This is a genomic window from Chitinophaga sp. 10T418, from assembly GCF_056394125.1.
The window spans coordinates 382,209-408,619 of the sequence record NZ_JBFTHG010000008.1 but is presented as its reverse complement, the minus strand read 5'-3'; the positions used below and the strand labels follow the sequence as shown (position 1 = coordinate 408,619).

Sequence of the window (26,411 nt, the reverse complement as noted above, 5' to 3'; positions counted from 1 at the left end):
TCCTTACCTAAAAGCGTATCTCCGTTCTTCAAACGGCTGGCCGCTTGCTTCTTGAAGGCTTCGAAATCAAAGTTTTGCTTTTCCATATTGTTTTATCAGTTTAAAGTTAAAAAACTTTTTACTGACACACTTTATGTAATAGTCTCTAACACAGTCTTATTACAAAGAGAAAATATGATGCAGTAAGCTACTTTCTTGAAACCAAGGAGCCATAAATCTTATTGGATTATCAGTTCTCCTTTTTTTTGTTGCAAACCACATTTATTTCGCTCTCGTTCCGCGCGTAAATCATTAGGATGTAATAGATTTATCAAAATAATACCTCCTCCCAGGCTTACACAATAAAAAAAGTAAAAATGAACAATAAAAAAACAAGGGTATTAGCCTAATTACATGGCGCACTAAAAAACCCATCTTATTTTTGAAGATTAAATAATTCAATGATGCTGTAAACTCCATAGAAGTTGCTTCTGCTGCCTTAACGCTTATAAACATTAAATTATATAGCCCGTAAAAACATATTAAAAAACCTAACCACCAATAAACCCCTCCTCTTCTCTGCAACACAATCACAATCATAATCAATAACAATACTAGGAATCCGATTTTATCAAAGGGTCTATTCCCAATAATCGTTAAATAAAAATTTACGCCTATAATAAATAGAATTAGAGCTAGAATAAGCCATTTAAAAACTTTCATCACTTTAAAATTTGTAATGAACTAATCCCCGCCATCGTCAGTCCAAACGGATAATAATAGCGGCTCCTCGAATAAAGATTATCCTTTTCCTGTAACAAGATTATACAATAGCTCAGGTGATATGACTGACTTAGGGTCATTCGGAGTCATAATCATTAAATATACTGCATTATCCCGTTTCAGGAATAATAGATCCATAGGAATAACAGTTGTAGCACCAAACGCTTTCTCATTCCCAACTACAAAAATATCAACAGCTTCATTTTCACTATATTTTATCGAGAAATTATTGCATAACAAATGATAACTTACTATACTGTCATTTGTCACCACAGTCCGCAATGAATCTCCTGAAAGAGTTAAATAAACTTTGGAAACCGATTTTGTCGGTGCATCATGATACTCAAAGCGGTAAAAAATATTTTCGCTAATTACTGTATATACTTCCATATTAGTACGCTCTACACTTTTTAAAGTAACATCCAATACATTGCTCCATGATGTACCTTTAATCAAATCAATCTTATAGCTAATTAAAGAATAAGATTTACCAAAAGGGATGAGAGTAACTGGATTTCTATTGCTACTTTGATAAGCTATACCTCCTTGCAACCCGCTCACGTACTTATTGTTGACTAAATCATAATCTTTGGGTTTAATTGAATATGTATGCACAGGATTATCTGCAGATGAGTGTTCGACTTTCATTATAAGATTAAATATAGCAAAGCCTAAAAAGCAAATTCCGAGCACAATTGCTATCGCACGGACAACGTCTCTTTTATTTTTCAACATAAAATATCAATCAGTTTTCATTTAAAAAACAAATTTTGGCACAAGAAATATTGCGCCTAAAGTCCCCAAACCTGGACGCAACGTTAAATCTCCACCAGAAACAAAATTATTCTCGTCTGTATGGCTTGCCCCGCCTCCTATTTGCCCTAAGCCAACGCCCACACCAATGCTCAAATGTGCCTCATATCCTAGAACACTGACCCCTGCTGAAAGTGAAAGATCAGTACTCGCGCCCAGCGTAACTGTACTGAATAAGGTCATAGAGGCCCCATCCGGTGCCCCCTTATTGGTAGACAAGTCCGTCGAAAAAATACGTCCATCCTTACCAGAAACCATCCCCCCTGAATGGGCATATGTAAATTTATCCCCAAGTATGCCAGATGACAAAGTTGCCTCCTTGGTTACCACCTTATGTGTGGTTGTATTGCCTATTAAAGGTCTGCCATCATCCCCGGTTTGCTTCACGGTTGTTGAAACATCTTTACCAATCGTTCCACTATTATTAGTGCGGATAGTTGCTTTATTCTCCTCGTTTGCTCCATTCTTAACTATGCTATTCCCTGTCCCTAAAGGTTTCAATAAATTAACAGGCGATTGGCTGGCTTTCGCTGACCAGGGAATGACTGACGAATCACCCAATGGATCGTTCAACAAAATTGGATTATTACTCATAGCCGAGTAAACACTTTGTGCATAATCAGGCTTGGAATCAATTTGCCACCACCGACCCAACTGAGGATCAAGACTTCTCAACGGCGTTGCATACAGTTCCAGACCAGCACCATCCGAGAATTCCTTACTCTGCAATTCTGATCCTTTGTTAAACTTATATTTATTCTCCGCATAATTCGCACCCTTCAACGCATTCGAACTTATCCCCGCCATCGTCAACCCAAACGGATAATAATGCGTCTCCTCCAGAAGCGGGCTTGGGATATCCATTACCGTTACATCGTCAAAGAATACATCCTGTGTGCTTTCATTACTGGTATATACATACAGAAAGCCCGTTTTGGTAATCGCCATTTTATCTTGAGCCAGTGTTTGTAACTGATCCGGTTCTCCTTTTACCTGTTTAACACCGCTGTTCTGTTCTACTAATTTAAACTCATCATCGAACAAAACAAAATTAAGGTATGCTTTAGGTTTATCGGTTCTTTGCTTGTCTGGATCTTTGTCCTTAAGGCGTTGGTAGTCATTATTGTAGAAATTACTGTTGAAGGGTGTTTGGGCATCCGCGGAGGTAGCGCCATGATCTGATCCAGACTGAATACCACTGGAAAATGTCTGTAGCAGGTCTGCCAGCATAGCCTCTGCCGGCACTAAAGAAGCATTCTCATTTTGTGGACCGGCGGATTTATAAAAGGCCTTGGCTCCTATTTGGACAGTATCTCCTGCCATTACGCGCAATACCAGGGAAGGGCCGATTTTTTTACCGTCTGACCTGGCATTCAGTTTGGCTACGAATTCATTCTGTCCGGTAGTATTATCTGAGGGATATCCTACCGGTTTGTTTACCCGTGTTTCTGTCACATTACTAAACAACGCTGTTTCCACAGGAGCTTTGGCAGGCTCCATGGAGGCAGTATAAATGCTGAGATTCTTTTGCTCTGTCAGCACCATTCGAACATTCCCCAGGTGATCTTTTATAAAGTAATCATAGGCATAACCAACTGGTTTCCCTGTACTCATCACTGTCCTGATACGTCCTTCTTCATGATTTATAAATTGCAGGGTATCATTGCTGTATACCATTTCATTTATATAATCGGTGGTGGTTACTTTGGGCTGGGAGCCGGTATTGTCTGTAACCGTCTTTCTCAGCTTTCGACCTGTTGCATCGTACAAATAACTCACCTTTCCTTTACCGGTAATAAGAATGCTATCCGGCAGACTTAAATGATTATAGGTGATACTATTAATACTTTTATTCAGGTCCTGAATAAGATTTCCGACGGTATCATAACGATAATCGGCACCTGTTTTATTGCCATCAATAAAATCACCCAGTTTTTCTGAGGTGGTATTGGTGGGATCAGATACAGTTGTTAATTTGTTACTATTAGCCGCATAAGTATAGCTAAGTTGATCAATGACACTGGAGCTGGTGCCAATCATTCCTTTCTGGGTCATGCTACGAATATTTCCATTGGCATCATAAGTAAGATTACTCACAGAAAAATCTATCACATTTCTGTCCCAAACAGTTCCACTGGTATTCTGGTAGAAATCTGCCACTGTCAACCTGTTGGCTTTATCATAACTATAACCGTAGGCACGTGCAATACCGCTGGAAGGAGTTTTCCATTTTGCACCAGCTATATTGCCGTTAAATTGGTTCGCGGTAAATCCATAATCGTAATTCAAATCTTCCCCGAACCAATTGCTGCTGCTGTTTGACGTATTCACATACCCTTTATTGATTCCTTTCAGCCAACCGCGTATATTGTATTCATAACTCAGGGTTTCCATCTCAGCACCCGCGTTAACTCCCAAACGCTTACTGTTAAGCCGCCCCAGCTCATCATAGCTATTCAATGCGATGGTTCTCAGTAAGCTATCCTGGTCGTTGATTCTTTTTTTAACGGAATCCATTCTGCCGGCTGCATCATAATGCAGCATGGTCAACAGGGTAATTTGTGGCGTACCGGCACTACGCGGGTTTTTATGCCGTAGATAGGTACTTAACACTTTTCCATTGAAATCATAGAGCGTATTCGAAACATCTTTTCCTCCACCAAGATTATCAGATAACGTTTGTATAACCCTGCCTTTGTCATTATAGTAAGTAGAGGTGGTTAACCATTGATTGACTCCCATCACATACACCTTTCCTCCGGTAACCCTGCCTTTGGTCATGTTGCTTTCCACGGCAGGTAGTGGTTCAGGATAAGGATTACTACCGGCCTGCACTTTAGCAATATCACTATTATCATAGTTTAATTTGCCCAAATAGCTATAATTATCATAAAAGGTATAGCTAAGTGGCGTTAAAGCGGCAGGGGGAATATTAGGTAAGGGATTGGTAGCAGCCACGGTAATGACTCCTCCTTTCAGACTGGTGTTAATCTGCAGKACTGTTTCGGCCCCTGTGCCTGTATCAAATCCATCCTGTAAAACAATGCTGTTGGTAGCCTCGTAAAGAGGCTTTCCATCATAGGCGTTCAATGCCAGATCTGCTACGCCTGGCAAAGTATAGGGGATAGATTGTGTTGCGGCAGCGGCTGTGTTCATGGTTGTTTGTAAGCTGCTACGGGTACTGCCTGGCGCCTTATATAATGCTGTCATCACAGGCCGGTTGGCATCGTCATAGAAGGTGGTCATCCAATTATTCTGCCATCTCATGTTACCATCTCTGGAGAATACCAGCCGGTCTCTCCGATCATATACCATTTCTGTAGAATCTGCTCCCGGCACTTTTTTTATCGTCATTCGTCCACGACCATCATAACGGTAAATAAAGCAAAGTTCTGCAGCAATAGCGTTGCTGATTATCCAATTGCTCCATATGGCTTCTACCGCCCTGGGGGGAATGACAAAACGGAGATTCCCCATATCATCATATGTATAATAGGTGCACAACCATCCTGCATGGGCAGCGCCAGGCGTAGTCACCAACTGTACTTTCTTTAATAGTATCTTACCCTCCCTGTCTTTAAACTCAACTATCTGATTTCCCGCTTCGTCAATCAGGATATTTTTATACAATGTTCCTGGCCGGTATATGCTGTCGCTGGTGGGAATAAGGCCAGTGGCTGACAGATCCCACAGTCTTACGGAATCTGCTGCGGTATTAACCATATACTGGTTTTCAACCGGATGATTCCCTCCTCTTTCTACGGTAGACAAATCATTTTTTGCCCAACTGTTACCAGGCGCATATGTTTTCATCACACGATTTAAGGGGGATGCTTCATAATCAATACGACTATAATAAACAGATTCACCGTCGACACCGGGCATCAAAGTCTTATTTTGATAAAACTGCTGTTGACGAACAAAGGGATTGTTTTTAAACCTTCCATCGCTGCTACTGTCGCTTTGTGGTATGTAAGGCAGGTACTTAAACTGTTCTCTGCCCAACGAATCGTATACGACAGGACTCACCAGATCTTTACCACTGATACTAACTCCTTTACTAACAGTTTGTATCAGGCGTCCCAGACCGTCAAAAAACTGAGTCGTTTGCTTCACCTTCTTAATATCATTTGCCTGTTCTACTGCATCCGGGTCGGCGGTTGGCATACTGGGTTCCCAAACACGCACATAGTTAAGAACCATATTAGTATAGGCTGCCGGTGCAGTTACCGGCACACCTGTGACACGGGGAGTAGTACTGGGTTGCTGCGCCAACAACCTGGCAGGCAGCAGCAAGATAATTATAAATAAAGCGGATATCTTATTTCCTGACATACCAAATACTTTATAATGTTTTCTATAACGAATTAGCCTTAAATACGATGAATGATAATATCATGCATTTAGTCTTCTATTACCCTGCATTCATCGGAACTGAAGGTTTCTACCGTTTCATTAGGGCCATAGCTATACTTTATAGTAAATGTGCATTTCCATTTTCTTGGAACATCCTGGATAATAGTACCACTGACGGTGACGGTACCATGTTCGCAGACATTCTTTATTGCTCTGTAGCCTAATCCCACACATCCCTGTATTACAGGACAGGTACTACCCCCGGGTTTGGTCACCCACTGGGTAGTGTTGTAGGTAACACTTAAAGGATTCATGTCTTTTTGCTGTACGGATTGATTGCCCGTATTGCTTCCCCAGGCGTCCAGTAAACAACTGTAGTTACCTGTGGGCTGCCAGTTGGGCGTAATGTTACAGGCAGCAGTTTGACCATTACTGAGCCATTTAGTGGTATTATAGGTGGGACTGTAAGGATTCAGGTCTTTTTGTTCTGCCAGTTCCTCTCCTGTATAATGATCAAATCCATCCGTCGCGCAGCGTTTAACGCCTGTAGCACGCCAATCAGCCACCACCGGGCAATCAGGACTGGCTTTCTTTGTCCATCGAAGAGAGTCATAAGTATAGCTATATGGATTAATATCCTGCTCTTCCTGCTGCTGTTCACCGGTTAAATATCCGCCCGTTCCTGTTATACAGTTTTTTCTGCCGGTAGTTTTCCAGTTGGGAGTCAATGTGGCCTGGTATTGATAATCATATTCTTTCAGGATTTTCCCATCGTGATCCTTTATCCGCTTTAATCGTTGATAGTTATCATACTCATAATAGGTGGTTTTACCAGCAGGATCTGTTTCACTGGTTACGCCGGTGATCGGAGCGTACGTGTAAGTGAATACCATGGCCGGCGCAGGTATATTCTTACGTATATTATTCAGTTTATCTCTCAGTACCAGATCTCCCGGAGGGTTTTGCAGCGTATCACTATTCACCATCCCGCTTATAGTGGTATAATCGCTTCCGCTTACTTTTGCAACAGGATATAGTCCATTGTATCCCCATAAAAAAGAAATGTTCTGGTCTCCTGATTTGTGCATCTGTAGCAGATTGCCGCTGGTATCATATTTATCAAAGTATATGATCGTGTCAAACCGGTTATCGTATACCAGTTTCTCTGTTTTTTTGGTCACTCCGTTTATTACTTCTGTATAGGTATTGATGCTTGTTGGCGTATAATCCGTAATCGGATTGCTGATATTCAACGACAATATTTTTGCCGGAAGAATATCCCCTGATACGGCATCTTTTGCAAACAACTGTAACCGGGCCGCCGTTACTTTATTGCTTCCGCTATAATTAACAGCACTACTCGTTTCTATAGGAGTTGATATCATATTCCGATTCAACATCTCTGTATAAACGGTGGGATTATCTGATTGAAGAGGGGCATAATCAGGTGGATAATTATAGACATTTGTCCGGCTATGACCTTTACTATCAACCAGCGTAGACGATTTCAGCAACCGGTACAGGTTATCGTATGTATAGCTGTTGACTGTACTTACCTGGTTGGCGCCATTCTGGTCGTAGGTAATATCAGTTTCCTTTGTCAGGTATCTTGGGAACGTGTAAATCAGGTAAGCGGTGGCTCTGAAATCGCGTGCAAATCCGTAATTCCGGAGAGACAGATTTATAATACGTACATTATTATTATACCGGGCGGCTGACTCATCATATTCATACTTAGTATCTTTTATCAATGTTTTGTTCGCTTTAAAATACCGCTTTCTTAGCACCTTCCCTCTATCTAGTGACATGCTGGTATTGGGATCCAGGTTCCATACATCCGATATTGGATAAATGCCACCTAACATAGCTTGATCCAGATATTGGGCCTGATCATGATTAGCGTAGTTATTGATAACATAACTCCCATCTGCCGATTTCTCCACTACTTCACTATAAGTAATGTGGTTACCATTGGTGTTACTTAATGGCTGTATGGCATAATCATACCAGTACCAATAGCTGATGGTTTTACCATTGACTATTTTACTTCCTTCATCCAGGTACACCGGGTTGCCTGCCAAAATACCACTGGATACGTTTCCTCCCAGGTTATAATCCTTTACGTAGAAGTATTCTTTTACAACCGGTACACTACCAGGAAATGCGGTATCTGTTATTTTTCGAATTCTCAATCCCCCGCATGGCAGGTTGCCGTTCACACTATCAACAGTAAAGGGGTAACGCTTTGCAACGAGATGATAGGCATGAGGTTCGTACTCAAACTTCGTATAGCCTCCTGTGGGATATCTGATACCTGTTAATACACCTGCCTTCATCAGTGTAGCATTCGGTGCTCTGCTGGCAATATAATCTGGTATATCTGCTTTCGTATAGGTATACGTATTGGGCTTACTATTGAAGAAATTCACGCCGTTATAATATCCCCAGTGATCATTTTTTTGCGCATTATAGGGTGGCAGCGATGTGGTGTCATAATCAAACTGATAGGATTCCACTGCATCGTAATGGGTATTGGTCTTATCAACGCCTTTTAACATCAGGCGGGAATTTGCATCGTTGGAAAACCGGAGGATCGCTGATTTCAGCAACGTATTACCAGTAGAATAAAATTCTATGATCTCCAATTGCTTCCATTTAAATAGGGTATTTACATTGACACGGGTATTTTTAAAATCMTCATATCCTTTTAAAAGATCCAGTGTTGCCTGTTCAAAATTGTATGGTAATTCTATACTGTGGTCCATTTCAAAAGCAACTCTCTGTGAAGGCGCCGTTATTTCATTGAGATAACAAGGGTTGATGACACTAATGCTTTTGGCGGATGGATTAGTAGAGCTTTTCACATTGGCGCCGTTTTCGTTATACGAAAAGATGACCGAAGAAGAAGATTGTGAAGCAATAATATCTTCCCGCTTATATTTGAAATTTATTTTCCGCCCGACTTTAGTAATGATCTGTGTCAGGTACCAGGTGGTGGCAACAACATTATTGTGATAAAGCCCGTCGCCAGAGGGGTTCACGTTCCTGGTAAACTCGATGGCATCCTTATCTCCTCCAAAAATATACTGAGTACCATCAGGTGTGGTAAGGGTAAATTTATAGAAAATACGTTTTATGGAAAGGTCACTGGAAATGGTTGTTTCTAATGCCTTTAAAATAAAGTCAGTGCCCAGTACTTCTTCTACTTTCATGTACACCGGGCTCTCCGATTTTACCTGCCATTTTCCTTTATGATCATAGTAAAAAGAACCAGAGTAGTTCCCAAAATTGAACATAAACTCATCCGGAGCCGGATCGCCTAAAATTGTGGGGTTATAAGGCCCGTATAGGTTCAGATTATTGGATGTATACCAATTACTGATATCTAGTTGATTGAAGTTATTGTAATAATTGAATTTTGTTTCCGGAGGATTGGGATCCAGGCTTTCATCCACCCTTCCATTTACTCTACGGGTAATGGCGCCACCAGCATTTAGATTCCATCCCAGGCCCACCCAGCCAGGATGTTGCTCCGGATTAATGCCCCCACCATGATAACTTAGGCTGATATCCACATTTACCTCGTCAAGTGTAACATTGCCAAGTGGAATGGAGATTTGAGGCAATCCATTGAAAAGAGAAACAGGTACTTGTCCAAATGTACCAAGAGAGGCTGCATTTGGCGACGGAGGGGTCACCGGAGGCAGAATGGCCGAAATTTCGGGGGGCGTAGATTGCGCAAGTCCACTTTCAACATATAAAGCCATTGCCATTATACCTACTACTGCACGGAGTAAACTTTTTATCATACTGTATCTGGTCTTAATGTCTTAAGGAATTAACAGGCCCTTGGGGTGGCCTATCACAATTGCTGGTACAGGGACACGTTGCTTTAAGCATTTAAAACAACAGTCACTAGAAAATTATAGCCAATGTCGATCAGGACTATCATCCACTATGAACCTCAAACAACAAGACATCTGCAGCACCGGGATAAGGATCATTGTTTTCATAAAGGCTAACGGAATAAATAATATAACAAATCAATAGTTAACAAAAAAGGGCATTCTTACGATATCCAATGTCGTAAAAAAGAAAACAAATTATCCAATTCTTTTTGCCGGAAATTAAAAAAGCAGCGACCAATCGATCGCTGCTTTCCAATTATATAAACAGATAGTTATCTAGCGATATCAATCTTCACTTTCTTATTCTTAATCCTTTCATTCTTGATTTGCTCCAGTGCATGTCCTACTTTGGATTTCACCACTGCTACAAAGGAGAAGAAATCTTTCACTTCAATTAAGCCGATATCTTCCTGTTTCAGGTGCGCTCTCTTGGAGAGGAATCCTACTATATCTACTTTATTCACTTTATCTTTTTTACCGGCGCCGATGAAAATGGTAGTCCATTTTGGTTTATCCGGTAAAGTGGAAGTGGCTGGCAATTCAATCTTTTCCACGATTTCGTCTGCGAGGTAAGGCATCAGTTTCTCATCCGGAGAAAGAATCACGATGGCAGTACCACTGGCTTCCATTCTGGCGGTACGGCCATTACGGTGTGTCCAGCTATCTTCTGTATGTGGCAGGTGGAAGTGTACGATATAACGGATATTCGGAATATCAAGACCGCGTGCAGCAAGATCAGTCGTTACCAGTACGTTTACAGAGCCATTGCGGAATTTGCAGAGGGCCGCATCGCGTTCCTGCTGTTCCATGGCGCCATGGTAGAAGGTGTTGATAATACTTTTTTCAGACAGCATTTTGCTGGTACGTTCTACTGCTTCGCGGTGATTGCAGAATACAATGGTAGAGCGGTTGCCCAGGGAGCAGATGAGGCGAAACAGGGTTTCTACCTTATCATTTTCCGGCGACAGTACTTCTTTAATGGTCAGTCTGGCTGCCGGCGTGCCTTCTTCGGGGAGATAATCCAGCTTCTGTGGCTCGTTGAGGGCCAGGAATTCCGGTATTTCCACTGATTCGGTAGCGGAGGTCAGGATACGTTTTTTAACATTGGGAAGGGATTCAATAATGAATGACACTTCCTCCTGGAAACCGAGTTCCAGTGTTTTATCGAATTCGTCCAGTATCAGCGTTTCAACAGCGGCTACGGTGATATTTTCCCTGCGGATATGATCACCCAGGCGGCCTGGTGTTCCAACAATCACCGCTGGCGGCTGTATGAGGTTATTTTCTTCTGTTTCCCTCAGGTGCCCGCCATAACAGGCAGTGATTTTATAACCGGTTCCCATGAGTTTGAACACCTTCTCTATCTGAAGGGCCAGTTCGCGGGAAGGTACTACTATAAGCGCCTGCGTATTTTTATTGGCAGGGTCCAGTTGTTCCAGTATAGGCAGCAGAAATGCCAGCGTTTTACCGGAACCGGTAGCTGACAACAGAATTACATCAGCGTGTTGCTTGTTCGCGTCCACCGATGCCTGCTGCATTTCATTGAGTGAATCGATCTTGAGATTGGTAAGGATATTACCTAATGAGTATTTTTCTTTTTGCATTTGGGGGCAAAAGTACGAAAATTAAATTTGGCCGGCGGCAGGCGGCCTGCCTTTTACGGATTTTGTCTTACCCGATGGGGGTTCGGGTAAGACAAATCTCCGCCTGCTTTACCGGCACAGGTGCATCTGATCATTGGCCGGATAGCTGAAGGTATTGGGTATTACCCATCTTGCTTTATAAATTTTCCACCCTTTTCGGGAGAAGATACTGTTCCCTTTCGCATCCAATACTTCGTCCGTCCACCACGATTCTTTGGGTCTTACCAGGAGTGCCGGAAAACCGCTCCCGGCGGAAGAAACACTCTTAATATTGGCTTGCAGCACATTAGCCTGCGTCAGTTGTTTACTGATCACATTAAACGTATATACGTTGGTGGTATTGGTCAGCCATAAGTTATTTTCACCATATACCGGGAACAGGTCATGTGCTTCCGTACCGGGGATGTTAATGATGGTATCTGGTATCAGATCGGGGGCAGTACAATTGAAATTATACCTGAACGACCGGATGGTAGCCATGGCAGCAGACCAAAGTCGTTGCTGCCCGGCATCCCAAACTACGTTATGCCCGAAGTCAATGGGCACTTTTTTCGTATATACGCCATCAGGGAAGTGAAGCGTATCTGTTTTAAACAGCATCAGGTAATTTCCTGTACTGGAAGCGCTGATAATATTGCCATCGGGCAATAGTTCAGCGGAGTGGGTGTTTCCACCGGCATAGGCATAGAACACCGTTTTTTTATCTGCTATCCTGATCAGGGCCACGCCTCCACCGGAGGCGTTAGTCAGGATGTATTGATTATTGTATACGGCTTTTGCGTCGCTGGGGTTGCTAAACCACTTTACATGTTCCGGTTTTACATTGGAGTTTTCAGGTTTCCATTCCCAGATCACCGCCCCGGAGTTGATATCTGCTATCACAATCCGGTTCTGCGATTGCTCTGCCACGACCATACATTTGCTGCAGGCGGCCACCGTAGCGGGCGTATCTATTTTCACCACTGGTGGCACCGGCGCTACATTGCTTTTGCCGGAACAGGCGATGGCCAGGAGGCTCACACCCGAGAATATATACCATAGTTTTTTCATCATCAGTAATTATCGTTTTGCGCAAGATTGGGGTTCAGGTCACGCTGTGTTTGCGGAACGGGCCACCAATAATCTCTTTGCTTGTTAAAGGTTCTTTTTACGATCTGTTGATTTTCAGAATTAAAAATGGCCGCATTCATTACTGTTTCCGCCAGTTTCCAGCGGCGGATATCTGTATAATAGCTGCCTTCAAAAGCAAATTCAATACGTCTTTCATGCCGGATCAGTTGCCGCATGCTGGCTTGTGTTTGCGTAGCGGGTATTTCGTAAGGCACCAGTCCCGCGCGCTGACGCACCCGGTTTATGGCTTCATACACATTGGCATCCGGACCAGACACTTCATTCTGTGCTTCTGCGTACATCAACAATACATCCGCAAAACGAATATACATATAGTTTGTTTCTGATCTTAGCGCCTGGTTAATCAGGTTAGTAGTGGCTTCTTTATCATAAATGCTGTATTTCTTCACACCATAGCCGGTGATCTTAAAAGGCGCCGTGGGAGTAGTTACCGATCCAATATAGGTATCTCCCGGAAATACCATGCTCTTATAGAAGCGCGGGTCACGGTTTTCATAAGGCTTTGCCGGGTTGTACAACGGAGACACTTCTTTGGATGCACCATCTTTCATGTCATAGGCATCTACAATATCGCGCAAAGGTGCGTTGGTATTGTATTGGCGATCGATCAGATCGAAAGAGTTACCCAGTTCCGGAATTTTTGCACCTATATCGAAAATACATTCCTGGCTATTTTCGTTGGCAGGCAAAAACAGGCTTCTGTAATCGGCAAATAGCCCATAGCCGGTCCCAGCCAGGTCCATCACTGCTTTGGCAGCATCGGCGGCCAGCTTCCAGCTGGCGATGTTACCTGAAGGGTTATTCAGCGGACTGGCATCAAACAGCAATACCTTTGCTTTCAGCGCCATGGCAGCACCTTTGGTAGCACGGCCAATATCCCCGCCACTGTATTTCACCGGCAGGGCCGCAGCCGCTTCGTCCAGATCTTTCAGCACTTGTTGTACTACGGCGGCGCGGGTATCACGGGGCAGCTTACCCTGTTTAGCAGGATCGGGGGCCTCCAGTATGAGCGGTACTCCACCATAATAGGTGGACAACATGCCGTAATAAAGTGCTCTTAAAAATTTCGCTTCTCCCGTCATACGCGCTTTTAAGGCGCTATCCATTGGTACCGCCGGAGATCTGGCCAGGAAATTATTACATCTCCCTATACCCACATTGCAATCACGCCAACGGGCATTGATGATAGTAGCATTAGTAGGTGTTTGCGTACCGAGCGCAATGGAGTTAAATCCCCTGGAATCATCATAGTTATAAGCGTTAGGCGTGGCGGTTTCTTCCCACAACACGGTAGCATCTCCTCCCAATACACCTTCCAGTCTTAATGCAGCATAACAACCCGTTAATGCAGCAGTCACATTTTTTTCAGAAGTCCAGTAGCTATCATCCGTATAACGATCCTTAGGCATGGTGTCCAATGCCTTGTCCGAGCATGCTGCCAGCAGCATTATACCTGTTGCTATCAAAATCAGTTGTTTCATCGGCTATAATTTACAGGTTGGATTAAAAAGTTAGGTTTACGCCGAAGCTGTACGTCTTCAAAGAAGGGTACTCATAAAAAGTATCTCCTTTGATATTTTTCTCCGGGTCAAAATTTTTGAATGGCGTAAACGTGAGCAGGTTTTCACCATTGGCAAATACTGCCGCACGCTTTATTTTCAGCCTGCTGAGCCAACCTTGTGGGAGTTCATATTTCAACTGCAGGTTTTTCATGCGCAGATAAGATCCGTTCTTCAACCAGAAAGTAGAGGGTTGAAAATTTTCCGTTGCACCGGTGGCGGTAGTAAGGATAGGCAGCGATGCATTTGGATTTTGCGGTGTCCAGGAGTTGTCTACCCATTCTTTGGTAACGCCGGCGCCGTTGTTGAAGGGCATGGCCAGGTTCACGGTAGGATACAGGTTGATGCCCTGCACGCCCTGGAAAAATGCGTTCAGCGTAATCCCTTTATATCCGAGGTTGATGTTAAAGCTATAGTTGTATTTAGGAATAGAACTACCGGCAATGATACGGTCATAAGCATCTATTTTACCATCGGGTTTGCCATCTGGTCCGCTCAGATCCGCATACTTCACATAGCCGGGCTTTACCGCATTACTGATTTTGGCGCTGTTATCCACTTCCTCCTGTGACTGATAAATACCGATGGCCTGGTACAGGTAATATGCATCAATAGGCGCTCCTGCCTTGGTAATTCTGCGGGTGCCGATAATAGATTCTCCATTCAGGCTAATCACTTTATTCTGCACATAACTAACGTTAGCGGATATACTATAATTGAATGTGCCGATATCATTGCGGTGTGTAATGGTCACTTCATAACCCGTATTATTCACGGTGCCCACATTGGTAACAGGTCCTGCCAGTCCACCACCCTGTTGCGCGATCTGCACCGGGCGCAGGATGTCTTCTGTACGTCTTTTAAAAACATCTACGCTGACTGCCAGTTTACCATTCCAGGCGCTGGCGTCTGCACCCACATTGTAGGCGGTGGTGGTTTCCCAGGAAATATTGGGGTCGCTGAATTTGGTCACCGCTGCACCGGGGTTGACGGTATTATTAAAAGAATAATCCTGGCCCAGGTTTACTGTACTCATGTAGCCGTATAGATCTGCTGCGTCATTTCCCTGGTTGCCCTGGTTACCCAGTTTACCATAGGAAGCACGGAGCTTCAGCAGATCGATGATACGGGACTGTCCAAAGAAAGCTTCTTTATCAATGCGCCAGCCGGCAGATACAGCGGGATACAGCCCCCAGCGGTTACCGGGTGCAAAGCGGGAAGATCCATCATAACGTACGGTGGCTTCCAGTAAATATTTATCTGCGAAATTATAATTCACCCTGCCGAAATAAGACGCCAGCACATCGCGGGTCACCCTGCCGTTGGCAGTGGGATTCAGCGAGCCGGCATCGAGGTCGGTGAGCGTATTATCGAAATAGCCTTCGATGTGCGCAGTGGTACCGGCATTGTCGAAACGGTTATAACTGGTACCCACCATCAGGTTCAGGTGATGCTTGCTTCGGAAATCATGTTGCCAGTTCAGTGTCTGGTAAAAGGAAATATTGAGATTATTGTCGTCATAGCTATTGGAAGAAGGATTGATATTATAATTATTAGGCGCTCCTGTTTTAGGATTATAGGTCACCAGGTAAGGCACAAAACTACGTGCGTAGCCATCCAGCTTATCTACCCCGAAATTAATGTTATAGGTGATATTAAAAGGGAGCTGGTAGTCTGCATACACCTTTGCCAGCATACGTTGTGGCGCATGATAATTACTTCCTTCTTTCAGGAGCATCAGTGGGTTTTCAATAGTATTTCTGCCGGGGGTAGTAAAAACACTGCTTCCATATTTTCCATCTTTTGTATAGGGAGAAAAAATAGGCAGTACGCGTGTCAGCCGGGTAAAATAATAACCGGTGGCATCACCGCCGCCGAAAGGTGGCTCTGTATACGTGCGGTAATTACCGATGATGCTGGTACCCACATGTAATCTTTTGGATACGTTGGCAGACACATTTACATCCAGCGTATAGCGATTAGCGTGATTCGCGGCGATGAGTACGCCGTCCTGGTCCATATAGCCCAGCGCAATACTATACAGCACATTATCCGAGCCGCCGGAGAAGCGCAGATTATGTTGCTGCAGGTTACCATTTTTCAACACCAGGTCAAACCAGTTAATATTCGGATAGGCGTATGGGTTAGTGGCCATGCCGTTCTTATATTCTTCTATCTGCGCGGGGGTGTAATCTACTGCGGCAGGCGACTTCCCCTCATTGAGGAGGGCCTGGTCTTTCATCTGCATATACTGTATGGGATCCCATACCACATCCGGTAGGGCCGTAGGGTTCTGAATGCCATAAGAGTAGCTGTAGTTGACTTCCATCTTTCCTTTCTTACCACTTTTGGTGGTGATCAACACCACGCCGTTGGCGGCTCTGGAGCCGTAAATAGCAGCAGAGGCATCCTTGAGTACCGTGATGTTATCAATGAAGTCGGGATTAATTTCATTGATGTCATATTCCACACCATCTACCAGCACAAGTGGGTTATTGTTGTTGAGCGTACCTACCCCTCTTACGCGGATGGTGGCGCCATCTTGTCCGGGTTTACCACCGGCCTGATTTACCCATAGTCCGGATACGCCGTGCAGTGCCTGGCTGGCGGAGGTAACAGGTGTATTTTCTTTGGTGCGCATATCCAGCGTAGAGATCGCGCCGGTAAGATTTACCTGTTTCTGAGTACCATATCCCACTACAACTACCTGGTTTAAGGCAGTAGGAATTTCTTTCATTTTCACTACGAGCGATAGCTGCTCACCTTGCTTGAGCTGGTATCCTGCCAGTGTTTGAGGCTCATAGCCTACATAGGTAAATATAAAGCTGTAAGGGCCGCCGGCTTCCAGGTTATTAAAATGGAAGAGCCCTTTTTCGTCTGTCTGCATTCCTTTCGTAGTGGCGTTACCGTTTAACTTAACGGCCACGGTTACACCGGGGAGTGCTTCGCCTTTTTCATCTTTCACAATACCGGTTACGCTCACGTGCGACTGTGCCTGCAGGGATAAGTAAGGAATAGTCAGGAGCATCCATACCAGGGCCAGATAAAGAAAAATAGTTTGCTTTTTAGCGGTGATCATATACCAGGTTTTAGGCAATACGTTTTTAATTTCATCATTGGCTGATGAAGCATGTTTGTTGAAAATGTAGAAGAAAAGTTTACTTATAAATATGGAATCCAGTACTGTCTTGCGTTACACTGAGTTTATTCAATAATCCGATAGTATTTAAAATATTGGCCGGTGATTCTGTTTTCAATAATTGTCCGGAGAAATAATATTTCTTCAACCGGACGGATGAATAGTTAATATGGATATTATATTGTTTCTCTAGTCCTGCCAGCAGTTGTGGCAGTGGTACTTTAGTATATACAAATGCATCACTTGTTTCTTCCACGGTGCCCATGATGAGTGCAGTCGCAGGCGTTGGTTCCGTTTTATGGCGTTGTACATCAAAGGTTTTTGCTGCTGCCCTGAAATCTGCTGCCTGACCGGGTTCCAGGTAAACAATATTTGCCATTGACGTATCTGCTGCCGGCTGGATCATGACTTTTCCTGATACCAGTTTGATATGGGTAGTTGTGCGGGCATTGATTTCAAACACTGTACCCAGTACCGTAGTGGTGACTTGTTTGGTATACACGACAAAAGGATGCGCGGCGCTGGCGGTAACGGTAAAACGCGCCATCCCTTCCAGGCGTACCTTCCGTTGGCCGGGTCGCCATTTCAGTTCACTGTTGCGCCCCAGTTCCACGATAGAACCGTCTTCCAACGATACATGAACATTTTCCTGATCTTTATTTACGATTACCTTTTCCGGCGGGAGTGCTGTAGACGCTATATCAGCAGCGGATTCACGGGACGTGCGCTTTTCTTTACCGGAAGGCCAGAAAACAAACGTCAGCAAACCGGCTACCACGGCGGCAGCAGCCCATCCTATTTTTGTATACATCCTTCTTACCGGCGCTACGGGCATTTCCCGTTTCACTTCCTGCAACATGGCCTCGCTGAGGACAGGTGAAAGATGTTCCGTTGTTTCAAACTCCTCCCATTCCTCTTCCGGCATCCATTGTTCCAGCACTTCCGGATGCTGTTCCAGGTAACCGGCTACTGCGGCCGCCTCTGCAGCAGTACATTCATTGGCTAAGAAACGCCGGATCAGGGCGGGAGTTATTTCCATATTCAAAAATATCAGGCAGTTCAGTATATATTACGTTTGAAAAAAGCGTTGTACCCACGCGTCACCCTAAAATAATTTTGCGGGGGTTATAATTGGGAGATAATAAGCAGTAGCACCAGTACTTCTTTGATTTGCTTAATAGCGCGGTTGACCTGGTTTTCCACCGTTTTAACGGAAAGGGATAGCTGTTCGGCAATTTCTTTATTGGTGAGACCATTAATCCGGTACTGGAATATTTTTTTCCTTTCTGCCGGCAACGATTCCATGGCACGATGGATCAATTGCATGTTATCGCGGTGAATGAGTGCGGTAGACATGTCCGGCTCCGCCGATGGCATTTCCGGATCTACCGGTACCATTTTCTGCTGAGCCTTTTGTCTGAGTACATCTATTAATGTAGTCCGGGCAATCCGGAAAAGCTGTCGGGAGAGGGGAATATTTTCATCGAGATGACCAAAGTACCGCCATACCTTAATAAAGGTAAGCTGTACCAGCTCCTGCGTAAAGTCTGCGGAACCGGTGCGTTTAAGAAAATAGTAATACAGTTTTTCATGAAACTGGTAATACATCTTTTCAAACGCGGCCGTGGATCCTGGTTGTATGTGGTCTGATTTGTTCAAAACAACAATTAGCAATAATTACATTGTTCACAAAGTAACCTACAATAGCTTTTATTCGGAAATTAATTGATTGTTAACTCGCTCTTCACTGCGATCACACATAATTACAATCTTTTTTTCGAAATAAAAAGGGACCTCCGGCAAAAGCAGTATGCTGCTTTTTGTTTAATTTCAGTGCATGAAAATACCTTATATAGTACTGGCGCTGGGGACTGGCATCCTCGTATCCTGCCATCAGCAGGGACAACAACAACAAAATAGTGTAGTAACAGATTCATTACCGGCAGAAACCGAAAAAAAGGTAAACTGCTATGAAAAAGTCCAGGGCAGAGATACCATACAGCTCACCCTCTCCTACCAGGACAGTGTGGCTTCCGGTAAACTGGTGTATAATTTCTTTGAGAAAGATAAAAATACCGGCGAATTCAGGGGGATTGTTCATCATGGTATTATCCGCGGCAAATACACTTTCTTCAGCGAAGGCGTGGAAAGCAGCAGACGGGTTATATTTAAAGTCACCAAAGAGCAGGCATTTGAAGCAGTACCAGAAAGTATCGATCAGCAAGGCTTTCCGGTATTCCCTATTGACGACAGCCAATTGAAATTTGATAGTATCCCGCTGGAAGAAGGCGCGTGTAAATAATATTTTCATCAGGCTCTGGATGATCCGGAGCCTGATAAATTCTTACCGGATCTTCTTACAATGAACGGGGCCCTGCGTAATCCGTAGCATTTGTACCTTCCCGTCAGGCTGTCTTACAAACTCCAATTGAAAATCAATTCCGGGAGCATTATATTTAAACTTATCCGGAGCCACCGGTAATAATTCCGCATCCGGCAAAGGCGTGGTGGAAGATGCCATCAGTTTATTATCATGAACGGTAATGGTAGTAAAGGTGTTCTTCATCGTTGGCAATTGGTATTTGCCGGCATAAGCCTGCAATGATTCATTAGCCACGGCAACATCGCCTGTTACCTTTAACCAGTCAAACGTAGCTTGCTGTAAAGAAATCAGTTCCTCTACATTGCCTTCCCTATCTTTTATAAACTCAATGCCGGAAACCGGGTTTGCGCCCGGGATAATAAATTTATCCGGCCCCACAGGCAGCAGTTTAAAACTACCTTCCATCGAGGCATTACAGAAAAGTATCCCTTTCTTATTACGGATATCTATTGTTTGCTTTCCTGCCTGGTAAGTACCAGTGTAGCTGTCCAGCTGTTGGGTGCTTACTTTTATGGGGACCGTTTTTTCTTCGCCGAGTGCCAATGCAGTGATTTGTGCAAACAGTTTGAAGCGACGGTCACTGAAATCAGTTTTATCTTCTCCCGATTTCACATTGGTTAAAATAACGAGGTACATTTCTTCTGAAGGAAAATATTTTTCCATGGCAATAAACCCGCTGGTTTGTCCTTCATGGTGGATACATTTTTTACCCGCTTCCTGGTCAATAAACCATCCATAACCATAGGAAGAAAAGGTACCATTGGTGAGTTGGTATGGCGTATATGCTTTTTCCAGGGTAGCGGCGCTAATTAACCTCCCTGCCAGCAGCGCCTCGTTCCATTCGTTGAGGTCCTGCGCGGTAGAAAGCAGGTCCCCGCAGCCATAGCCCATAGAAAGGGTTTGATAGGCGCAGTGTTCATAAAAACCATTATCCCTGGTATAACCGGTCACCCGCAGCGGCACGATGGTTTTTTCCTCAGCAAAACGGGTATTTTCCAGACCGACAGCTTTGATCACCTTTTCCGTAATGTACTGGTGATAGGATATCCCGGTTACTTTTTCGATGATATACGCCAGCAGGACATAGTTAGAATTGGAATATCCGTAACGGCTGCCCGGAATAAACTCCAGTGGTGCCTGCTTAAAATAGTTGATGATAAACTCGGGGGTAAAATCCCTTCTTTCAATAAAAGGCTCATCGCTCTCAATAGAGGTATACTCGGTGAGGCCGGAAGTATAGGTTAATAAGTTTTCTATGGTAATAGTAGCGCCTTTAGCCGGGAAGTCTTTTACATATTGCTGTACACTATCCTGCAGGGATATTTTCCGCTGCTCCACAAGTTGGAGGATGCCAACAGCGGTAAACTGTTTGGTAACGGAACCTATCTGGAACACCATATCGGGTTTCAGTGGTACCTGCAGTTCCAGGTTGGCGCTGCCGAAAGCCGCTTCATAAATGACCTTCCCTTTTTTGGCCACCAATACCACTACACCAGGATCGGGCGGTGGGATAGCGGCAGATAAAACCGGGTCAAGTTGCTGGGAGAGGTTCGTTTGTGCGTGTACGTACATCCATGCAAACAGGCATAATAACAATGATAGCATCCGTTTTCTCATGCGAAATTTTTATACCTGCAAAACTGCGGTGAATGCAGCAACCCGCATAAAAACCTATCACTCAAATCGGGATTTGAGTGATATAAAAAGAACAGCCGGCCTCTTTTTAGAGCCGGCTGCTGCCTGTATGAATAACATGACAACTTAAAACTTATAGGATACCGTTCCGGTAAACTGGGTAGGCGGTATTGGGTTAACGCTATAGTTTTCGTGTACGTAATAGTTGTAGGTGTTGGTAACGTTGGATACTTTCGCCATTACACCAAAGCGTTTGAAGTTGTAGCCGGCACTCAGATCAAGAGTAGAGAAACCTGGTGCGGAGATGAGGCGGTTATAGGTCTGTGTTTGACCGATGGTGTTGTTCCATCCTGAAAAACGTTGACCCAGGTAATAATAACCCGCACCCACTTTCAGACCTTTGAGCTTTGTTTGCTGCAGGGTATAGAATACGCTTGCGTTAGCGGTGTGATTAGGATTTCCCACCAGGCGCTCTCCTTCTATGGAGCTGCCTTTTACACCTGGCGTATTTTCGATAGTCATGCTATTATAGCTATAACCCGCGATTACATCCAGTCCTGGTAAAGGATGACCTGCGATATCTACTTCAACACCCTGGCTGAGTGTTTCGCCAATCAATGCTTTAAAGTTGGTATTATTGTTTGGAGCACCGTTTTTGTCAAATGGTGCTGTTTGCGTATAGTTACTGTTCCTGATGCGGTAAGCAGTTACGTTTACAGACAACAGCCCTTTCAGGAAATCGTTTTTAACACCTGCTTCATATTGTGTGATGAGAGATGGTTTCAGATTCTGACCATATATATCCTGTCCGCTGTTGGGGGTAAAAGATGTAGAGTAACTGGCAAATAAGGCAGTCGTGGCAATAGGCTTGTACACTAATCCCAGACGTGGAGAAAATGCCTGATCATATCTTGATTTTCCCACTGTTTTACCACCTTTGAAGTCATAAACTACCGGTGATTCTGTTTGCAGGTAAGAGTAACGTATGCCTGCCATGAATTTCAGTTTTTCTGAAATGCTGATCAGGTCCTGTACATAGATACCTACTCTGTTCGTAGGTGCGTTAGATACTGATTTCAGGGTATCTCCCGGCATATCGGTACGGCGTGGGTACATGGAAGGATTCAGTACATTGATGCTATCATAGATACCAGTAGTCTTACTGAGAATAGAAGGTACTCCATAAGCATAAGTACCCGTCAGATATCTGTCTGCATCTACACCAGCCAGGACAGTATGTTCCAGTGAACCGGTTTTAAATGTGCCAGTTAAATCCACCTGACCGGAATAATAATCTTCATTGGTAGCATTAGCACCCAAAGGACGTAAGAAGTTACCGTTTCCTTTAGCCTGTATTCTTTCCAGTGAGTAATAATCACGTTGATATTTGGAGTAAGAAACAATACCATTCAGCGTCCATTTTTCATTCAGCTTATGTCTGATATTGGCGGAAGTGCTGGTTTGTTGTGTATGTGCATAGTTCCATCCTTCACCATAGAAAGTATTGCGGGATACTTTATTAATAGCCGTATCACCAATGGATCCAATACCAAAATCAGGTGTAAAATCATGTTTCAGGTAATCTGCCTGTACCAGTAATTCCGTACGGTCGCTCAGTTTGAACAACAGGGAAGGATTTATATAATAACGTTTGGAGTGTACCTGGTCACGGTAGCTGTCTGCTGTTTCGAAGGTACCATTTACGCGGTATGCTACTTTGGAAGACAATGGGCCATATATATCAAATGCTGGCTTTAATAAACCATAGCTACCAACGCGCAGATTTACTTCCCCACCGAAATTAAACTTAGGCTGTTTGGTGACCATGTTCAAAATTGCACCTGGCGCTACGTTACCATATAAGATAGCCGCACTGCCTTTCAATACTTCTACTCTTTCCAGGGAGCTCATTTCCGGCATCGCACCGGAGTTGACACGGGCGCCATTTTTAAATGTGTTGGTGCTGGAAAAGCCATAACCACGGGCGTTAAAGGTTTCCTGGGTACCGGCTCTGGTAGAAGCCATGTACACACCATTTATATTTTTCACCACATCGCTCATGCGTTGTGATTGTTGATTTTCAATTACTTCATGGCCTATCAGCGCTACTGCCTGTGGCAAATCCATTACAGGCACCGGTAATTTACCAATGCTGACAGGTCTTTTATTAATGGTCCTGGTGTGAGTACCATCTACCACCACCTCACTCAGCTGGCTGGAAGTGGCTTCCAGTGCAAATGTCACAGCAGTTACCTGATCCGCTGCCACCGTTACCTGGCTCTGCAGGGTTTTGGTACCTGTGCAGGAGATGACCAGGGTGTAATTGCCCGGTTTCACGTTTTTCAACGCAAACTCGCCTTCTTCATTGGTAAGCGTACCTTTCTTGGTATCCTTTAATCCAATAGTCACAAATGGGGCAGCATGTCCGTCTGCCGAGCTGATTTTTCCTTTTATGATACCGTTTTGAGCGAGTACTGTAAGGTTAATTAAAATGAGGCCGATGATAAAATAAAAGTGCTTCAATACCGTAATTTTGCGCAAAGGAACGTTAAAGCGTGCTGTAAGGATGATCAGATCGGGAAAATGATTTACGCAATCGGGAAACATTTTTCCCGATTGCGTAAACGGCAACCTTTAGATCCGGAAAGATCCCGGAAAAAATTTGGGGAGATATATATGAATATATCCATATACATCTCCCCAAAACCTTTCCTATCCTTGCTATTTCTTCATTTCGTTAATCCATTGCTTAATCAGCACCACCCCTTCCTTATGAATCACGGTACGCGCCAGTTCCGGCATGGCAGTGCCGGGTTCCACGCTGTTCATGCGGTAGGCCAGGATGGAATGGAGGGCATCACCGGGAATCACGTCAAAATCAAGTCCACCTGCGCCGCCACCGGCAGAAACAGGCGATTTCAGGATACCCAGGTGGTCGGCACCCGTTTGTTCGTACTCCAGGAAAAGACCGGTATTATAGGCATCTCCGCCCTGGGTATGGCAATGGGCGCAGTTTACGTCCAGGTAGGCCCGGGCCCTTTCATTAACGGTATAATGAACACTGTCTTTCCAGTTGGGCAGCTGTGCTACCTTGTCCAGGGCAGGGAGGCCAGCGAGCAATCCGTTGGCAGCCCATTGCTGCAACTGGTTCTGCGTTTGGCCGCTGCGGGTGAAATTCAGGTTACGTGCCTTGGGGCCAATTGGCGTCAATACGCTGTTATTAATGTGACAGCGCTTACAGTCGTTCGTATTGGGCATCTGGTACACGGTAGACTGCTGTTGTCCGCTGTCATCCAGGAAGGTGATCGGGATCTTCTTGCCCAGGATCCACTTCTCCGCGTCCTGCTGGGCCGCATTCCACAGGTAGTTCATCACCTTCCATTGCTTATCTGCCGGATCTTTGAAGAGCAGTCGTGTTTCGATCATGATCTTTTGATGGGCAGGATTTGTATAGGCAAAGTTTTTAACGATGAATGTCGAATCGGGAAAATCCAACGCGCCATGGGAAGTATACTGCATTGTCTTCCCTTCAGGCAACACAATGAAACGGTCTTTTACCGAATAATCCGTAAACAGCGGGGTGGATAGCTCATAGTTCTGCACTCCTTTACGTGGCAACAAATCCTTGAGCGCGCCGGTAAAGAAGCCATAATCCGATAATTTTTCTTTGAACTGAAACGGCCCTGCTGCCGCAGCAGGCGCCGGTTTCTGCTGACAGCTCTGCGTAACGGCGATCCAGCATATAAAACACACAATAATTAAGCAAGGCTTCCTCATCTCCCTAAAAAAAATTTAATAAAAACTATTTACAAACATAAGGCGTGACATCCGTGCTGGGATGCCAGTTCTTTGATGTCATATTCAAGGCATCTACATTCACGAATAAATTAGGGCCTGTTTGTTTAATACAGAGTGAATCCGGATTTACAGCAGTCCCMTTGGTCAGTATATTAGTGGTGATGCCATCGTAGGTGATGAAAGGTAAACGGGCGTTTTTACGTGCCGGATCCATCGCATTTAGCTGCTGCTCTATGCCTACCAGTATTTTACCGGTATGGTGTTCGTATACAGCAGGTGGAAATGCGCTACCCACTTCCATGGTATTATCATGGATATATACATTTTTGGGGATAGGGAAATAGTGGTCGTTAATTTTTGCACCTGCATTTTCATCTATAAAAAATCCGGATACCACAGAAATGGCACTGGAATTATTGTTGATGATACGGTTATTATACAGTTCTATATCTGAAGCGGCCAGAATCACCACACCACTGCCGGGAGCTGCATTACCAACGCCCCAGGTAGAACCGAAGCTACCGGATTTGGCAAAATTCCTTTCATTATTATCATGGAAATAATTGTCATGTGCTTTTACAAAACCACCACGTTTTGACAGGTCAGGCAGGTCGAAAATGAGGAAACCTGCGGTATTTCCCCAAAACTCGTTGTCATAAACCTGTGCATGGGAGGTATTTTCTATTTCACAGCCGGCTACGTTTTTAAAGGCTTTACATTTACGCACGATGGCGCTATCTGTTTGTCCTACGTAAATGCCCGCATCGGAAGCGCCCTGTGCATAACAGTTTTCTACCAATACATTCTTACACATTACCGGGTAGATGGCATAGCCACCGCTGGTAGAATCGGACACTGTCCAAACAGCATGGAGATTGGTTACCACCACATTTTCGCTTTTGTTGATCTTTATCAGATCGCCTTTGGAATCGCGCAGGGTAAGGCCATCGATCGTAAAGCCTTTTACATCGGTTACCCGGATTCCTTCCCCACCCTGGCTTTGGGCCGAAAAGTCGAGAATCGTTTTGTCCGGACCTGCACCCTGAATCAGGATATGCTTTACCTGGGCAATGCTCAGGTTATCGAATTTGTAGAGGCCTTCTTTCAATGTAATACTACTACTGTCGGTCAGCGACAGGAAAGCTTCTGCAATCTTTGTTTCTTCACCGGGGCCGAAGTTCAGCCGTGTTTTATAGCCGCCGGTTTCTTTTACTTCCGGGTTATTATGACAGGCGGCCAGTAGGGCAATCAATAATAAGCAGACATGATATCGTTTCATATATG

General features: G+C 44.3%; 14 protein-coding genes. 1 reads left to right on the top strand and 13 read right to left on the bottom strand.

Annotated elements, in window-relative coordinates; genetic code table 11:
• Nucleotides 1-780 precede the first annotated feature (780 nt).
• From AC1DCV_RS24285 to AC1DCV_RS24245, 9 genes are all read right to left on the bottom strand, one after another.
• A complete protein-coding gene (locus AC1DCV_RS24285) occupies nt 781-1,497 on the bottom strand; it encodes a hypothetical protein (RefSeq protein WP_477025584.1) in 717 nt (238 codons plus the stop codon).
• 21 nt (nt 1,498-1,518) lie between these two features.
• On the bottom strand, nt 1,519-5,910 hold the full coding sequence (locus AC1DCV_RS24280; RefSeq protein WP_477025583.1) for a DUF6443 domain-containing protein: 4,392 nt from the start codon (nt 5,908-5,910) through the stop codon (nt 1,519-1,521).
• Nucleotides 5,911-5,978: 68 nt separating this feature from the next.
• Nucleotides 5,979-9,740: an RHS repeat domain-containing protein gene (locus AC1DCV_RS24275; RefSeq protein ID WP_477025582.1), complete on the bottom strand. Its 3,762-nt coding sequence runs from the start codon at nt 9,738-9,740 to the stop codon at nt 5,979-5,981.
• 371 nt (nt 9,741-10,111) lie between these two features.
• Nucleotides 10,112-11,443, bottom strand: coding sequence for a DEAD/DEAH box helicase (locus AC1DCV_RS24270; RefSeq protein WP_441574178.1), 1,332 nt, complete (start codon nt 11,441-11,443; stop codon nt 10,112-10,114).
• 108 nt (nt 11,444-11,551) lie between these two features.
• Nucleotides 11,552-12,535: a DUF6528 family protein gene (locus AC1DCV_RS24265; protein WP_477025581.1), complete on the bottom strand. Its 984-nt coding sequence runs from the start codon at nt 12,533-12,535 to the stop codon at nt 11,552-11,554.
• Nucleotides 12,535-14,094 (bottom strand): RagB/SusD family nutrient uptake outer membrane protein, encoded by a 1,560-nt coding sequence (locus AC1DCV_RS24260; protein ID WP_477025580.1) that lies wholly within the window; start codon nt 14,092-14,094, stop codon nt 12,535-12,537. The genes AC1DCV_RS24265 and AC1DCV_RS24260 overlap by 1 nt, the downstream gene beginning before the upstream one ends.
• A 22-nt stretch (nt 14,095-14,116) precedes the next feature.
• Nucleotides 14,117-17,251 (bottom strand): SusC/RagA family TonB-linked outer membrane protein, encoded by a 3,135-nt coding sequence (locus AC1DCV_RS24255; RefSeq protein ID WP_477025579.1) that lies wholly within the window; start codon nt 17,249-17,251, stop codon nt 14,117-14,119.
• A 79-nt stretch (nt 17,252-17,330) separates the two neighbouring features.
• Nucleotides 17,331-18,350, bottom strand: coding sequence for a FecR family protein (locus tag AC1DCV_RS24250; protein WP_477025578.1), 1,020 nt, complete (start codon nt 18,348-18,350; stop codon nt 17,331-17,333).
• 86 nt (nt 18,351-18,436) lie between these two features.
• Nucleotides 18,437-18,970: an RNA polymerase sigma factor gene (locus AC1DCV_RS24245; RefSeq protein WP_477025577.1), complete on the bottom strand. Its 534-nt coding sequence runs from the start codon at nt 18,968-18,970 to the stop codon at nt 18,437-18,439.
• Nucleotides 18,971-19,148: 178 nt separating this feature from the next.
• Between AC1DCV_RS24245 and AC1DCV_RS24240 the strand changes: the two genes are divergently transcribed.
• Nucleotides 19,149-19,613, top strand: coding sequence for a hypothetical protein (locus AC1DCV_RS24240; RefSeq protein WP_477025576.1), 465 nt, complete (start codon nt 19,149-19,151; stop codon nt 19,611-19,613).
• Nucleotides 19,614-19,655: 42 nt separating this feature from the next.
• Here AC1DCV_RS24240 and AC1DCV_RS24235 read toward each other — a convergent pair whose 3' ends face one another.
• The 4 genes from AC1DCV_RS24235 to AC1DCV_RS24220 all read right to left on the bottom strand — a co-directional run bounded on the left by AC1DCV_RS24235 (nt 19,656) and on the right by AC1DCV_RS24220 (nt 26,406).
• On the bottom strand, nt 19,656-21,311 hold the full coding sequence (locus AC1DCV_RS24235; protein WP_477025575.1) for a serine hydrolase: 1,656 nt from the start codon (nt 21,309-21,311) through the stop codon (nt 19,656-19,658).
• Between the two features lie 144 nt (nt 21,312-21,455).
• Complete coding sequence (locus tag AC1DCV_RS24230) at nt 21,456-23,852, bottom strand: TonB-dependent siderophore receptor (protein ID WP_477025574.1); 2,397 nt, start codon at nt 23,850-23,852, stop codon at nt 21,456-21,458.
• A gap of 198 nt (nt 23,853-24,050) precedes the next feature.
• Nucleotides 24,051-25,106, bottom strand: coding sequence for an SO2930 family diheme c-type cytochrome (locus AC1DCV_RS24225; protein WP_477025573.1), 1,056 nt, complete (start codon nt 25,104-25,106; stop codon nt 24,051-24,053).
• A 25-nt stretch (nt 25,107-25,131) separates the two neighbouring features.
• Entirely contained in the window at nt 25,132-26,406 is a 1,275-nt protein-coding gene (locus AC1DCV_RS24220; protein ID WP_477025572.1) for a parallel beta-helix domain-containing protein, read from the bottom strand.
• Nucleotides 26,407-26,411: the final 5 nt, after the last annotated feature.

Bases quoted from the DNA above. Each gene is read 5' to 3' on its own strand.
- AC1DCV_RS24260 (WP_477025580.1), bottom strand. From the start codon at position 14,094: ATGAAACAACTGATTTTGATAGCAACAGGTATAATGCTGCTGGCAGCA.
- AC1DCV_RS24270 (WP_441574178.1), bottom strand. From the start codon at position 11,443: ATGCAAAAAGAAAAATACTCATTAGGTAATATCCTTACCAATCTCAAG.
- AC1DCV_RS24240 (WP_477025576.1), top strand. From the start codon at position 19,149: ATGAAAATACCTTATATAGTACTGGCGCTGGGGACTGGCATCCTCGTA.
- AC1DCV_RS24250 (WP_477025578.1), bottom strand. From the start codon at position 18,350: ATGGAAATAACTCCCGCCCTGATCCGGCGTTTCTTAGCCAATGAATGT.
- AC1DCV_RS24265 (WP_477025581.1), bottom strand. From the start codon at position 12,535: ATGATGAAAAAACTATGGTATATATTCTCGGGTGTGAGCCTCCTGGCC.
- AC1DCV_RS24235 (WP_477025575.1), bottom strand. From the start codon at position 21,311: ATGAGAAAACGGATGCTATCATTGTTATTATGCCTGTTTGCATGGATG.
- AC1DCV_RS24225 (WP_477025573.1), bottom strand. From the start codon at position 25,106: ATGAGGAAGCCTTGCTTAATTATTGTGTGTTTTATATGCTGGATCGCC.
- AC1DCV_RS24285 (WP_477025584.1), bottom strand. From the start codon at position 1,497: ATGTTGAAAAATAAAAGAGACGTTGTCCGTGCGATAGCAATTGTGCTC.
- AC1DCV_RS24255 (WP_477025579.1), bottom strand. From the start codon at position 17,251: ATGATCACCGCTAAAAAGCAAACTATTTTTCTTTATCTGGCCCTGGTA.